This window comes from Paracholeplasma morum (assembly GCF_016907055.1).
Taxonomy (GTDB): Bacteria; Bacillota_I; Bacilli_A; order Acholeplasmatales; family UBA5453; genus Paracholeplasma; species Paracholeplasma morum.
In genome coordinates, this window is the sequence record NZ_JAFBBG010000007.1 from 16,978 (window position 1) to 31,555 (window position 14,578).

Consider the following 14,578-nt stretch of genomic DNA (forward strand, 5'->3'; position numbering starts at 1 on the left):
GGCTCAAAGGAGTATAATAGTCAATAATAGGGGGGATTTTTTATGAAAGCAGTTAGTATAAACAAGATTGCGTCTTTGGAAAAAGACTATCAAGCAAATGACATTCATAAAGTTGTAAGAAGGGTTCTATCAAAAACGAGTTTGGACAGTGTAGCCTATGTTAATGAGGCACAAGCAGACACCCAGTTTAAATTCTCCATTGATATTGATACACTGCCTGTTACAAACCAAAAAGCTTCTGGGCGTTGTTGGTTATTTGCAGGATTGAACGTATTAAGAGAATTGATTGCAAAAAAACATCAACTTAAAGACTTTGAACTTTCTCAAAACTATCAAGCATTTTGGGATAAATTCGAAAAGATTAATTATTTTTTAGAATCGGTGGAAGATTTTCTAACCGTCGATGCGGATGATCGCACGCTAAAGCATTTATTACAACAAGGTATTCAAGATGGTGGCCAATGGGATATGTTTGTTTCATTGGTACTGAAGTATGGGGTTGTTCCTAAAGAAGCAATGCCTGAAACACATCAATCTAGTAATACCGCTTTAATGAACCGAATCATCAATATTAAGTTAAGAAAATATGCAGCAGAAGCACGTGAATGCGTCAAGTTTGGCAAACATGAGCTTAAAGAACAGCTTAAAGCATCCGTTTTGAAAGAGTTATATGCGTTTTTATGTGACTCATTTGGACTACCTCCAAAAGCATTCACTTTTGAAACGGTAAACAAAGACAACGTTTATGAGCGTGTAGAAAATGTCACACCTGTTGAGTTTTATCATCAAATTGGGATTGATTTAGAAGACTATGTATCCGTCATACATGCGCCAACTGAAGATAAACCTTATATGAAGAGTTATACGATTGATTATCTGGGCAATGTCGTTGGTGGAAAAGAAATCAAACACTTAAACTTAGAGATGAACAGACTGGTAGAACTATCGATTAATCAACTTAAAGACAGAGAAATTGTTTGGTTTGGTGCGGACGTCGCTAGAGATGGTGACCGCGAAAAAGGCATTTGGGATGACCAAGCCTATGATTTTGAATCCATATTGCAAATGCCACTAAAAATGACTAAAGCTCAAAGACTAGATTACTTACAAGGTGCGATGAACCATGCAATGGTTATCACAGGCGTTAATTTAGTAGAAGGCAAACCAACGAAATGGAAGATCGAAAACAGTTGGGGTAGCGATAAAGGCAATAAGGGATATTATTTAATGAGTCATACTTGGTTTATGGAGCATACTTATCAAGCAGTGGTTCATAAGAAGTATTTATCTAAAGCAGAACTAGCTGCTTATAATCAGTCCCCAGTTCGATTAAAACCATGGGATCCAATGGGAGCTTTAGCATAATGGAATTCTGTCGTAAAGATGGTTACTGCCTATCACTCGATATGGATTCTTCAAAGAGGCTTATCTTTACTTATTATGACTTAGGGATCACTATTGATAAAACACTCTATGTATCTAGTAGAAATAAGTATGAGGAAAGCATCATATTAGATAAAGTGAATAAAGAAAAACTGTTCTTTACATTAACTAAACATCATAACTACTCGGATACCTTGATGATTGAATATATCACAAGAAACTTTGATCAAGTATCCGGCTTAAATGAGATTAAATCATTTCTAAATGAACATGATATCGCATTTGAACCTTATACATGGGTAGAGTTTTACGATTAATAGAAAAAAAAGTCAACTCGCTAGAGATGACTTTTTTGATTATTCGATTGATCCAACTGCATCAAATCCTAGACGTAATGAAGGGTATCCTTCATCATCTTTAACGCCAAAGGACAACGCCATAACGGCTTCATGGTCAGGAAGATTAAATGCTATTGGTGCATTTGCTTTATCAAAACCACCAATTGGGCATGTATCAAGGCCAAATGCTCTAGCATTTAACATTAAGTTCATTGCGACAAATCCTGCGTCTAAGTAAGCTGTTTTAATGACATCGAGTTCGTTGACTTGAGCTTCTTCGAAAGCTTTTAAATGACGGTCTCTGACATCAGCAGCCATGGTGCCTCTTTCAACTTGTTGATTGTAAATCATTTCAGCTCTTGAAGCATATTTCTTATCGGCTAAGATTACGACCATGAAGGAAGATGTTTCATATTGGTTTCTATTCCATGGAAATAGATGTGAATATTTTGCCTTAGCTTCTAGAGTTTTGATTACCTTGAATGTCCAAGGTTGAAGGTTATTTGCGGATGGTGCTCTTAAAGCCTCATCGAATAGTGTCTTAATGGTTTCATCCGTAATCACTACATCTGTTTTGTACTTACGTACAGATCTTCTGTTAAGAAGAATATCTTTAAAATCATTATTTGTTTTCATATACAATACCTCGTTCCTAAAAGATTATAACATGAGTGATTTGTTCGGTTTCGTAATATGCTCATAATTACGTCAATTCTATAAAACCATATAAATATGGTATACTATTTAGGAGGTGTTAAAATGACAAAATTTATATTCATTCGACATGGTGAACCACGATATGATGAAGTAGTAGCACGTGGTTTTAAGAATCAAGGATACGATTTAGGGAAACTAACTGATCGTGGCGTTTTACAGGCTCATGAGGTATCCAAAGACCTGCGATTAGAAGGTGCAGACATTATAGTAAGCTCACCTTATACAAGAGCACTCCAAACCGCTGCAATCGTTTCAAAGAATACACAAATCAATTTAACCGTTGAGACCGATTTGCATGAATGGATGCCAGATGTAACATTTTCAGACCGTGATGATGTTTCATTAGCATATCCAGAGTTTATTGGTAACAACGGTATTAGAAACGATGAAACCAAATACAATTGGGAATCTATGGAAGAGGTACAAAAACGCTCTAGAATTGCCCTTAAACCCTATTTAAAATATGATAAAGTGATTGTCGTATGTCATGGTATTGTGATGTCATCCTTCACTCATATTAATGATATGATTGAACATTGTGGCATTAGGGAGTTAGATTTAGATGAGTCATTTTTCAAGTAAACTCTTAACTTGGTATGATGAGTCTAAAAGAGATTTGCCTTGGAGACATACCAAAGATCCTTATAAAATATGGGTATCAGAGATTATGCTGCAGCAAACTCAAGCAGTCACGGTTATGCCTTATTATGAAAGGTTCATCAATACGTTATCAGATATAAGAGCCCTTGCAGAAGCGGATGAGGCTCTTTTGTTAAAACTATGGGAAGGGCTGGGCTATTATTCTCGTGTTCGAAATATGCAAGCTACTGCTAGAGTAATTATGGAAAAGTATGATGGCATCATGCCTAATACGAAAGCCTCATTAATGAAGTTGAAAGGAATCGGTCCTTATACGGCTGGTGCGATTGCATCTATTGCGTTTGACCAGAAAGCATCGGCAATTGACGGCAACGTAAGTAGAGTATTGGCTCGGTATGCGTTAATCGAGGATTCAATCGACTCAAATGAGGTCAAAAAAAAACTTGAGGAAATCAACTTACCACTCATTGACGACGATAGACCAGCCGATTATACACAAGCGATGATTGAACTGGGGGCTACTGTATGCAGAAAATCCCAACCGCTATGTGATATATGTCCCATTAATCAGGATTGTAAGGCTTATAAGGCACAAAAACAGTCCATGATTCCAGTCAAGGATAAGAAAAATGCGAAGAAAAACTTTCAGTATATCACTTTCGTTTTAGAAGATGAAGATGGTAATCTAATACTATTAAAACAAGAAAATAGACTCTTAAATGGATTATTCTTATTGCCTCAAATCGAGGCTGAGTCTATTCATTATGCGATTACTAGCCTTGAGGAATATGGGTATGTTGTCAATAATTATGAACCATTAGGACATTACAGACATGTATTCACTCATATGATTTGGGAGATGGACGTTTATTACGTGAAAGTAATCAAACCAAGTGGAATACTATCATTCAAAGACTATAAAGAAGTCGCGATTGCAACTGCCCATAAACAAGTACTGGACAAAATAAATCGTTCACGTAAATAAAAAGACACCGAATGGGTGTCTATTCTTCAAATAATGATCTAAATCCTGCATTGTGGTTAAGCACTTTATATAGAGGTAGTCCAATAATGTAGGTTACTACAAGCTCACCTGCAAATACAGAAGGTATTCCGACAATGAGTGGCGTATCTAAAGCTAGGTAAAGTGATAATCCAACAAGTAGTCCATTGAAGATACTTGGTGCTAACAAAGAAACATACTTATTTTTAATCAAAATCATTGATGAAAGTGACAAGAATGTTGCTAACACACCAAGGGTTAAATCATAGGGTAACATCGGGCTAGCTGGTGTAAATAAATTAGCCACGAATGTGCCGACTGTGATCCCGACAATCATTTTCTTATCGAAAAATATGAAGATTAATAGAATCTCTGCGACTCTAAACTGAATCTCTCCAAAACTAATTGGGATGAATGATAAAACCAAAGTCACATAAAGTGCGGCAATTGTAGATTGTTTTATCCAATCTTTTAAAGTAAAATGAAACATAGTATTTTCTCCTTGTTTTGTTTTCGCAGGTAACTAGTACTGCGGGCAAATAAGCCAATACAACTATAACACCATTATGTTATAATTTCAATGAAAAGAGGTATTTTTTATGGCAATACGTTTTGAACTTATCCATACTTGCAAGCAATCTGGCGCAAGATATGGTAAATTACATACACCTCATGGGGTTTTTGAAACACCGATTTTTATGCCAGTCGGTACTTTAGCAACCGTTAAAACACTTACGCCTGAAGAGATTAAAGAAGTCTCCGATGGGCTTATTTTAGGTAATACTTACCATCTTTGGTTACAACCAGGCGAGGATATTGTTGCTGCGCACGGTGGAATTAGAGGCTTCATGAAATGGGATGGAGCACTCCTTACGGATAGTGGTGGATTCCAAGTGTTCTCACTAACGGATATGAGAAAAATCAAAGAAGAGGGCGTTTATTTTAGACACCATAAGAGTGGTGAATCTTTATTCCTATCTCCTGAAAAAGCGATAGAAATTCAAGAAAAACTTGGTGCTGACATCATCATGAGCTTTGATGAATGTCCACCATCAGATGCCTCCTATCAGTATACGAAAGACTCACTGATGCGTACATTAAGATGGGCCAAAAGAGGCAAAGATGCTTTAAAGTCTGATCAAGCGCTGTTTGGGATTGTTCAAGGTGGATTATACGAAGATTTAAGAACTTATAGTGCTGAAAAGCTTGTAGAAATGGATTTCCCTGGCTATTCAATTGGGGGATTATCTGTTGGTGAATCTAAGGAAGACATGTACCGTATTCTTGATCACGTAAACCCGATACTACCTAAAGATAAACCAAGATACTTAATGGGTGTTGGGTCACCTGATGATATCGTAGAAGGCGTTATTCGTGGGGTAGATATGTTTGACTGCGTCCTACCAACCCGTAATGCAAGACATGGCACTGCTTTTACAACAGAAGGTAGAATTCAAATTAGAAATAAAAAATTCGAATTGGACTTCTCACCATTAGATCCAAACTTAGAAACGCCAATTTCCAAATACTCAAAATCTTATATTAGACATTTGTTTAAGGCAGAAGAGATATTGGGAATGCGCATCATGACTTATCAAAACTTAGCATTCTTGAAGCAACTCATGAAGGAAATTAGACAAGCCATTTTAGAAGACCGTTTATTAGATTATAAAAAAGAATTTTTTAATCGATACGGTTATACAAAATAAAGATAACAAGTTTTAACTTTATATGCCTTTTATTTAAATCCGTTTTAGTGTAAAATGGATAATAGGTATCAATCATTTTTTAGGAGGGTTATTATGGTATTTGGAGAAAACGACAGCTTCAATCAAAAACCGGTCATCAAAGTAATTGGTGTAGGTGGTGGTGGCGGTAATGCCGTCAATAGAATGATTGAAAATGATGTCAAAGGTGTAGACTTTGTAGCTGTAAATACCGATGCCCAAGTGTTACGAGTATCGCGTGCAGAGACAAGGCTTCAAATTGGTAAACACTTAACACGAGGACTTGGTGCAGGCGCAAAACCAGAAGTTGGGAAACGCGCAGCGCTAGAATCTGAGGATGAAATACGTGCAGTATTAAGCAATGCTGACATGGTTTTTATTACTGCCGGCATGGGTGGTGGCACAGGAACAGGTGCAGCCCCAATTATCGCTAGACTAGCCAAAGAAATGGGTTGCTTAACCATTGGTATCGTTACAAAACCATTTGCTTTTGAAGGCCCAGCTAGAACACATGCAGCGATTGCAGGACTTGAAGAATTAAAACAATTTGTAGACACATTAATTGTAATTCCAAATGAACGTTTATTATCGATTATCGAACCAAATACTCAAATGCTTGATGCATTTAGAGAGGCTGACAACGTTTTAAGACAAGGGGTTCAAGGGATTGCAGAAATCATTGCTGTTCCTGGGCTAATCAACGTTGACTTTGCCGATGTTAGAACCGTTATGGAAAATAAAGGGACTGCGTTGATGGGAATCGGTATTGCATCAGGTGAAAATAGAGCGATTGAAGCGGCAAGAAAAGCCATTCACTCCAAACTGCTTGAAGTATCCATTGATGGTGCAACAGATGCCATTGTAAATATTACATCAGGAACAAGCATTACGTTGTTTGAAGTATCACAAGCTTTAGATGAAATCAGAAATGCAACTGATTTTGAACTTAATGTTATTTATGGTACAACCTTAAACGAAGACTTAAGAGATGAAATGATTGTTACAGTCATTGCAACAGGTTATGAACTTAAAGCAAAAGAATCAACCATTGATGATTTTGCAACTCAAATCTTCAAGAAAACAACTAACGAACAAGTAAAAATCACGCCAACAGGTTTCGAAAAACAGTCTGATTTCCGTGAACCAGTCGAAGAGAAGAAAACAAATAAATTGCCATCATGGCTTCAAAGTAAAAAATAAAGAGGCTATTAAGCCTTTTTTAATGAAGGGACTAAAAATATGTTAAAAGCAGGAATAGTAGGGCTACCAAATGTTGGAAAATCTACTTTATTTAATGCAATCACCAAAAGTGCTGCATTAGCAGCGAACTATCCGTTCGCAACCATAGATCCAAACGTGGGCGTTGTAACCCTAAAAGACAAACGTCTTGATGTTTTGGCTTCAATGTATAAATCAGGGAAAATTGTCCCAACTACAGTAGAATTTACGGATATTGCTGGGTTAGTCAAAGGTGCATCCAAAGGTGAAGGGTTAGGAAACCAATTCTTAAGCCACATCCGAGAAGTCGATACCATTTGCCAAGTTGTCCGTCTGTTTAAAGATGAAAATATCATTCACGTTGAAGGGTCAGTCGATCCACTTAGAGACATTGATATCATTCAACTTGAGCTGAATATTGCAGACTATGACACAGTTGTGAAACGTATTCCAAGAATTGAGAAAAAAGCCAAAACTGGCGGAAACTCAGATGAAAAAGCAGAGTATGAGGTTTTAGTGAAAATCAAAGATGCTTTAGAAGAAAATACGCCAATTCGATTGATGGGTCTTTCTGAAGAAGAAGAGTCAATCATCAAAGGGTATAATTTCTTATCATCTAAGGCAATGGTTTATATTGCAAACGTTTCAGAAACTGAAATACTAACACTAGATTCCAATCCAGTGTATCAAAAACTATTAGAAAAAGGTTTATCCGAAGATGCAGATGTCGTTGCAATCTCAGCACAAATAGAAGCTGAACTCGCACAGTTATCTGATGAAGACCGTTCTTTATTTATGGAAGAACTAGGGTTAGAAGAATCTGGATTAGATCAATTAATCAGAACAACTTATCACCGACTTGGATTAGAAACGTATTTCACTGCAGGTCCAATGGAAGCTAGAGCTTGGACATTCAAAAAAGGCATGACTGCGCCTCAATGTGCAGGCATTATTCATACCGATTTCGAACGTGGATTCATTCGTGCCGAAACCGTAGCATATGATGATTTGGTTAAATATGGCTCCTATCTTGGTGCTAAGGAAGCCGGAAGGGTTAGACAGGAAGGCAAAGAGTATCTTGTAAAAGATGGCGATGTCATGCTGTTTAAGTTCAATGTCTAATCTAACGATTAACACTCGAACGCTCTTAAAAGAGCTCACTAATTATCCAAAAGCAACCTTGATTTGTGCCTCGAAATACTTAGATGCACCAATGATTGAAGAGGTTTACAACGCGGGGGTTACACATTTTGGAGAGAATCATGCTCAAGCATTGCTAAGTAAACAAAGAGCGTTAAACGACTTAAATATTACTTGGCATTTTATAGGTCACCTTCAAACCAATAAGGTGAAAGAGATAATTAACAATATCGATTACCTACACTCATTAGATAGAATTAAATTAGCAGAAATGATTCAAAAACATAGGGAAACACCACTTAATTGCTTTATTGAAGTAAATCTCTCAAGAGAAACCTCCAAAACTGGGATTTTTAAGGAAGATTTAAAGGATTTTTTAAACTTATTAAAAGAGTATGATAAAATTAAAGTAGTTGGATTGATGACAATGGGTGTTCAAGATGATTTAGATCAGACTAAATTAATCTTTGATGAACTTAAAGCCTTAAAAACGTCATTCAATCTCGCCCATTTATCCATGGGAATGACTGATGATTATATGCTAGCATTAGAGTCTAGTAGTGATTTTATCAGAGTAGGTAGAAAATTCATCATTTGAGGTGACATATGGCTATTTTTAGTAAATCGAAGAAAGAACAAAAACTTCCAACTTATCAAGGTGAGTCTGTAGCAAACAGTTATGATCGTATTATATTTGAATCATTAGAAACAGATGATGATGCTTATATAACAATGTTGGCTAGAGATTTAATAGACGGATCCCCGCTTGTGCTTAATTTTGAAGATTTAGCACCAGATCCAGCGAATAAAATCATGGCATTCTTGTCAGGGGTTATTTTCACTTTGGAAGGACAAATTGTCCAAATTAACAAAAAAGTATTCTTGTTTGCACGCGAACAGGATTTTAAAGATGGCACATTGAAACAATTTATCGACGATGTCAAAGAATGATTTTCTAACGATTCTTAAAAATCAAGCAAACAGTTATCATAAACCCATTTTATATAGATTCTTGAATCCTCAAGAACAAAAATGGGTTCATTCTATTTTTAAAGGCTATTTCATTTATGAAAGTAATGAAGCCTCTGAATATCGAAGAATGCTTGTTTCAGATTATGAACTAATCCCTGATTTTGAGATTTCGGTTTTAAAGACTTCATTTAGAGATAAATCCATTTCACACCGTGATGTATTAGGGTCACTAATGGCATTAGGTTTGAAAAGAGATATCTTTGGAGACATTACAATCACAGAAGATGAGATTTATGTTGAAGTCATTTCTGTCATGGTGCCATATGTTAAGGAATTGACTGAGATTAAGCGAGACACTGTGTTATTTGAACTTGCCGATAACATTCCGGTTGTAGAAGAAAAGAAAGAAGAAATCGTCCTTAGTTTAGATAGTTTGAGAGTGGATGCGATTATTGCTAAAGCGTTTTTGATTAATCGAGAAGATGTAAAGATACTCGTAAATCAAGATAGGGTCAAAATCAACTTCATTTTGATTCAAAAACATACCATTATTTGTAAACCTTATGATATAATATCAGTTAGAGGATTTGGACGGATTAGATTGATTGAAGTATTAGGACAATCTAAGAAACAGAAGACTCGAATAAAATGTGAATTATTACGATGATTTGGACAATGCCGTAGTAGGCAAGATAAAGCGACTTAGGGATGGTGGAAGCCTAAGCAACAAACTACTACAGGATATCACCAATGAGTAACATGCAAACGCTGCTATAAAGCGAAGAGGGCTAGATTATTTCTAGAACTAAGGTGGTACCGCGATTATTCGTCCTTAGATTTTCTAAGGGCGTTTTTTATTTATTAGGAGGTTATACTTATGGAACTTAAAGACACGCTGTTGTTACCAAAAACCAGCTTTGAGATGAGAGGAAACTTAGGGGTAAGAGAACTTGAATTTCAAAAAAAATGGGCTGAACTCAATGTATACAATCGAGTTTTAGAACAAAACAAAGATGGAAAACCATTCATTTTACATGATGGGCCACCATATGCAAATGGTGCTATTCATATCGGGCACTCACTTAACAAAATATTAAAAGACTTTGTACTGAGATTTAAGACAATGCAAGGTTTTTATGCGCCATACATTCCAGGATGGGATACTCATGGTCTACCTATCGAGCAAGCTCTAACAAAAAAAGGAATTAAACGTAAGGAAATGAGTGTTAGTGACTTCAGAAGATTATGTCACGACTATGCACTAGAGCAAATCTCTATGCAAAAAACTCAGTTTAAACGTCTAGGGATTTTAGGCGAATGGGATAACCCTTACATTACATTAAACCCTGAATTTGAAGCAGATCAACTGAGAGTATTCGCTGAAATGGCAAATAAAGGGCTAATCTATAAAGGCTTAAAACCAGTATATTGGTCACCAAGTTCGGAATCTGCGCTTGCAGAAGCTGAAATTGAATACCAAGATGTTGAAAGTCCATCTATCTATGTAGCCTTTGAAGTTGTTTCAGAAAAGTTTAATGGCAAGAAACTCATCATTTGGACAACTACCCCATGGACACTGCCAGCTAACCTTGCAATTTCAGCAAACCCACTATTAGATTACGTTGTTTTTAAAGCCAATAATGACTCATACATCGTCGCTAAAACACTTCTTGAGAAAGTCACTCAAGTCTTAGGGTTTGAATCCTTTGAGGTCACAGAAACTGTCAAAGGTTCAGAGTTAGAATTTGTACAATATACACACCCACTTAACGGAAAAGTGTGTCCAGTAATTTTAGGTGAACACGTCACTGATTCAGACGGTACTGGTTTAGTCCATACGGCGCCAGGACACGGCGAAGATGACTATAATGTTGGGAAGAAATATGGATTAGACATTTTAGTCCCAGTGGATGAGAAAGGGTTTTTCACAAGTGAAGCCAATGAATTCGAAGGCTTATACTATGAGAAAGCCAATCCGCTCATCATTGAAACACTTAAAACAAGTGGACACATGCTTCATGTTAATTACTTTAAACACAGCTATCCACACGATTGGCGTACCAAAAAACCAATCATTTTTAGAGCAACCCCACAATGGTTTGCTTCTATTGACCAATTAAAAACAGCGCTATTATCAGAAATTAAAGAAACGAATTGGGTCCAAAAATGGGGCGAACTTCGTATTCATAATATGATTAAAGATCGTAATGACTGGTGTATCTCTAGACAACGTGCTTGGGGCGTACCAATTCCAGTGTTCTATGCTGAAAACGGTGATCCAATTTTAGATAAAGAAGTCATTTTACATGTTGCATCGATTGTTGAAAAAGAAGGCACAAATGCTTGGTTGGATAAAGATGCTACGGAATTACTTCCAGAAGGATTCACGTATCCAGGTAGTCCAAATGGCATCTTCAAGAAAGAAACAGACATTATGGACGTTTGGTTTGATTCAGGTTCTAGCCACAAACTGCTTCAAAGACGTGGATTATCTTATCCGGCTGATTTATACTTAGAAGGTTCTGACCAATACCGTGGATGGTTTAACTCATCCTTAATCACTGGTGTTGCAATCTATGGAAAAGCACCATATAAAGCGGTAGTTTCACACGGGTTCGTCTTGGATAAAGATGGTCGTGCAATGAGTAAGTCTCTTGGAAATACGACAGACCCACTGAAGATTACAAATGAAATGGGTGCGGATATCTTACGATTATGGGTATCAAGTGTTGAATACTCAAGCGACGTTAGAATCGGAGATAATTTAATGAAACAAGTTTCTGAATCTTATAGAAAGATCAGAAACACACTCAAATTCTTATTATCAAACCTATTTGATTTTAATCCTAAAACAGATAGAGTAGCTTACGATAAGTTAGGTTCTTTAGATAAAGTAATGCTTCATAAATTAGAAAGTTTAAGAAAAACAGTGATTGATTCATACGATTCATACAAGTTTGACACGGTATACCGTAGTGTCACAAACTATATGATTAATGACTTATCGGCTTTCTATTTGGATTATACTAAAGACATTTTATATGTTGAAACAAAGAATGGCGTTCTTAGACGTTCTGTACAAACTGTACTTTACGATCAACTTATGACCCTTCTAAAATTACTAAACCCAATCATTCCACACACAACCAGTGAGGCTTATTGGTCATTAGAGACTGAAAGACTTGATGATATCTATCTTGAACGTATGCCTGAGGAAATTCTCTATAAAGACCACGAACTAGATGAAGCATTCGATGTCTTTATGACAGTCCGTGAAGCAATCTTACTCCAATTAGAATTAATGCGTAAAGATAAGACTATTGGTAAGTCACTTGAGGCTGATGTTGTAGTTCGCCTAACTGAATCAGATTTGAAGGCTATTGAATCCTTGAATATCTCATTTACTCAAGTGTTAATGGTTTCATCCATCAAGTTTGAAGTATCAGATGAACTTAGCGTAACAACAACCGTAGCAGAAGGCGAAAAATGTGAAAGATGCTGGAATATTGTTAAGTCCGTTAACAAACACCATGTATGTGAAAGATGTGCGTCAGTACTAGAGGAAGATTACAATGAACATTTTACTCGTTAATGATGATGGCATATTAGAGCCAGGTATAAAGGTGCTAGCTGAAAAGCTGGCACCTCTTGGCGATATTTATGTAGTAGCACCTGAAACACACCAAAGTGGGCAAGGTCACGGAATTACGATCAATGAACCGCTTATCGTGAAGGATTACGGACATTTATATGGCGCAAAAAAGGCATTATCCGTCTTAGGCAAACCTGCTGACTGCACACGTATTGCGGTAGGTCTTTTGGATGTGAAATTTGATTTGTGTGTGTCTGGAGTGAATTCCGGAATGAATATTGGCTCTGACGTTCTTTATTCAGGTACGGTTGCTGCAGCTACAGAAGCTTTAATTCTAGGTATTCCAGCGATTGCAGTAAGTGGGCCAAAAAACAGCCTACATATGGCTGAAAAAAGCATCTATAAACTTGTGAAATATCTACTAGATAATCAAGCCCTAAGTTTAGACTATATATTGAACATTAACTATCCAAGTTCGAAATTTGATAACTTTATTGGCGTCAAATGGACCGTTCAAGGATTACACCACCATGGTGCAGTTTTCAAAAAAGTCGGCGAAAATGCTTATGAGACAGTCTATGACTTGCTTTCAAGGGAAGAACATCCAAATTCTGATGTGATGGCTTATCGTAGTGGTTATGTCTCCATTACACCTTTATTCGAAAACAGAACACATGAGGATATACTTCAAAATTTAGAGAATCAAAAGCAATTGAATCAAACCCTGATTTATGATAATATAATTAAGTAAGGTGGTGGCTTTATGAGCATGTTTCAGCTGCATTTTTTTAAAGAGAAAAGTCGCTTGTTCGATTATGAACGTCTTTTATCATTTTTTGATGAAATATCAGAAGCGAAGATGGCTGATGTCTCCGAAACTTCAAATGAAGTTCGAATTGAGTACCGTCATCCAGTTTTAAGAACCAAAGCAGACTTTGTGATCTCAAGAAAATCAACTGTAACTGATATCTATAAGTTGGATCCTCAATATTTAGACGTTAATTTTAGGTTGGAAATGCCTTTAATGACCCCTTTATATAGCGCAAAGAAAGTGTTTGAGATTGTAGACAAAATGTGCAAAGAGTTTAGTTTTTCAATCTACCACAATTTGTTTGAAGATGTGTTAAGGTTTAAATATGAAGTGGTTGAAAAAGTTTTTGATATTGACAGAAAGAAGTATCGAGAAAAATACGGGTATCAATTGTCGAATATTTACTATTACCCAGACCACAAATTAAATGATTGCTTAAAATACGTTGATGAACAATATGATCTTCATCGTTATTATAAAGAGTTAGATGTTTACGTTCCAAATTACTTTGTCGTTATAGATGAGCAAGATAAAGTTCATTTCACAATGGAATGGCGCGAAAACACGCTTACTCTATTCCCTCCTCATATCGACTATATTTATTATCGACAAGGGTTAGATAACCGAATCTTACCATTTGACGAGGTTATGGCAAAAATTGAAAAAATGACAACCAGTGTTCCTGGTTTCCTCCAAAACACAAAAGTTGTCGAACATAAATCATTAAAGAAAATAATGAAAGTGCTCAAAAAAACCAAGTTTACACCAGTTAATGGGTCATTGGTACACATTGAGCTAGATCAAGTAATGGACATTTAGGGTCAATGACCCTTTTTAATATCAAGAAGGAGGTATCAAATGGATCCAGTTGTTATTGAGTTAATCGGGATTACAGCGAGCGCATTAGTATTAATTTCTTTTCTAATGAAAGGCGAACGTAAAATCCGTTTAGTAAACATCGTTGGTGCAATCATTTTTATTGCTTACGGAATCATGTTAAAATCAGTTTCTGTCACTGTAATGAATGTTGGATTAGTAATTGTACATATTTATTATTTAACTAAGAAAAAGAAATAG

At 36.3% G+C, this 14,578-nt stretch carries 16 protein-coding genes; 14 read left to right on the top strand and 2 right to left on the bottom strand.

Features of this window, described 5'->3' with window-relative positions; translation table 11 throughout:
* The first annotated feature begins 42 nt into the window (after positions 1-42).
* Together JN09_RS04490 and JN09_RS04495 are read left to right on the top strand one after the other, a co-directional pair.
* Positions 43-1,365: a C1 family peptidase gene (locus JN09_RS04490; protein ID WP_204433143.1), complete on the top strand. Its 1,323-nt coding sequence runs from the start codon at positions 43-45 to the stop codon at positions 1,363-1,365.
* A complete protein-coding gene (locus tag JN09_RS04495) occupies positions 1,365-1,700 on the top strand; it encodes a hypothetical protein (RefSeq protein WP_204433144.1) in 336 nt (111 codons plus the stop codon). Before JN09_RS04490 ends, JN09_RS04495 begins: the two co-directional genes overlap by 1 nt.
* Before the next feature lie 39 nt (positions 1,701-1,739).
* On the opposite strand, the gene JN09_RS04500 is transcribed toward JN09_RS04495, so the two are convergent.
* Entirely contained in the window at positions 1,740-2,357 is a 618-nt protein-coding gene (locus JN09_RS04500; protein WP_204433146.1) for a nitroreductase family protein, read from the bottom strand.
* A gap of 123 nt (positions 2,358-2,480) precedes the next feature.
* Between JN09_RS04500 and JN09_RS04505 the strand changes: the two genes are divergently transcribed.
* A complete protein-coding gene (locus tag JN09_RS04505; RefSeq protein WP_204433147.1) occupies positions 2,481-3,020 on the top strand; it encodes a histidine phosphatase family protein in 540 nt (179 codons plus the stop codon).
* Entirely contained in the window at positions 3,001-4,023 is a 1,023-nt protein-coding gene (gene mutY / locus JN09_RS04510; RefSeq protein ID WP_204433148.1) for an A/G-specific adenine glycosylase, read from the top strand. Before JN09_RS04505 ends, mutY begins: the two co-directional genes overlap by 20 nt.
* 19 nt (positions 4,024-4,042) lie before the next feature.
* On the opposite strand, the gene JN09_RS04515 is transcribed toward mutY, so the two are convergent.
* Positions 4,043-4,531 (bottom strand): QueT transporter family protein, encoded by a 489-nt coding sequence (locus tag JN09_RS04515; RefSeq protein ID WP_204433149.1) that lies wholly within the window; start codon positions 4,529-4,531, stop codon positions 4,043-4,045.
* A gap of 109 nt (positions 4,532-4,640) precedes the next feature.
* On the opposite strand from JN09_RS04515, the gene tgt reads away from it, so the two are divergent.
* The 10 genes from tgt to JN09_RS04565 all read left to right on the top strand — a co-directional run bounded on the left by tgt (position 4,641) and on the right by JN09_RS04565 (position 14,578).
* The gene (gene tgt / locus JN09_RS04520; RefSeq protein ID WP_204433150.1) at positions 4,641-5,750 is read left to right on the top strand and encodes a tRNA guanosine(34) transglycosylase Tgt; all 1,110 of its coding nucleotides are present in this window, start codon (positions 4,641-4,643) and stop codon (positions 5,748-5,750) included.
* A 93-nt stretch (positions 5,751-5,843) separates the two neighbouring features.
* Positions 5,844-6,968, top strand: a complete 1,125-nt coding sequence (gene ftsZ / locus JN09_RS04525) for a cell division protein FtsZ (protein WP_204433153.1) — start codon at positions 5,844-5,846, stop codon at positions 6,966-6,968.
* Between the two features lie 39 nt (positions 6,969-7,007).
* Entirely contained in the window at positions 7,008-8,108 is a 1,101-nt protein-coding gene (gene ychF / locus JN09_RS04530) for a redox-regulated ATPase YchF (protein WP_204433156.1), read from the top strand.
* The gene (locus JN09_RS04535) at positions 8,101-8,724 is read left to right on the top strand and encodes a YggS family pyridoxal phosphate-dependent enzyme (protein ID WP_204433162.1); all 624 of its coding nucleotides are present in this window, start codon (positions 8,101-8,103) and stop codon (positions 8,722-8,724) included. Before ychF ends, JN09_RS04535 begins: the two co-directional genes overlap by 8 nt.
* Positions 8,725-8,732: 8 nt before the next feature.
* On the top strand, positions 8,733-9,077 hold the full coding sequence (gene sepF / locus JN09_RS04540; RefSeq protein ID WP_204433164.1) for a cell division protein SepF: 345 nt from the start codon (positions 8,733-8,735) through the stop codon (positions 9,075-9,077).
* Positions 9,064-9,765, top strand: coding sequence for a YlmH/Sll1252 family protein (locus JN09_RS04545; protein ID WP_204433166.1), 702 nt, complete (start codon positions 9,064-9,066; stop codon positions 9,763-9,765). The genes sepF and JN09_RS04545 overlap by 14 nt, the downstream gene beginning before the upstream one ends.
* Before the next feature lie 210 nt (positions 9,766-9,975).
* Positions 9,976-12,690: an isoleucine--tRNA ligase gene (gene ileS, locus JN09_RS04550; protein WP_204433168.1), complete on the top strand. Its 2,715-nt coding sequence runs from the start codon at positions 9,976-9,978 to the stop codon at positions 12,688-12,690.
* Complete coding sequence (gene surE, locus JN09_RS04555; RefSeq protein WP_204433170.1) at positions 12,671-13,441, top strand: 5'/3'-nucleotidase SurE; 771 nt, start codon at positions 12,671-12,673, stop codon at positions 13,439-13,441. Before ileS ends, surE begins: the two co-directional genes overlap by 20 nt.
* Before the next feature lie 12 nt (positions 13,442-13,453).
* On the top strand, positions 13,454-14,320 hold the full coding sequence (locus JN09_RS04560) for a hypothetical protein (RefSeq protein WP_204433172.1): 867 nt from the start codon (positions 13,454-13,456) through the stop codon (positions 14,318-14,320).
* A 39-nt stretch (positions 14,321-14,359) separates the two neighbouring features.
* Entirely contained in the window at positions 14,360-14,578 is a 219-nt protein-coding gene (locus tag JN09_RS04565; RefSeq protein ID WP_204433175.1) for a YgjV family protein, read from the top strand.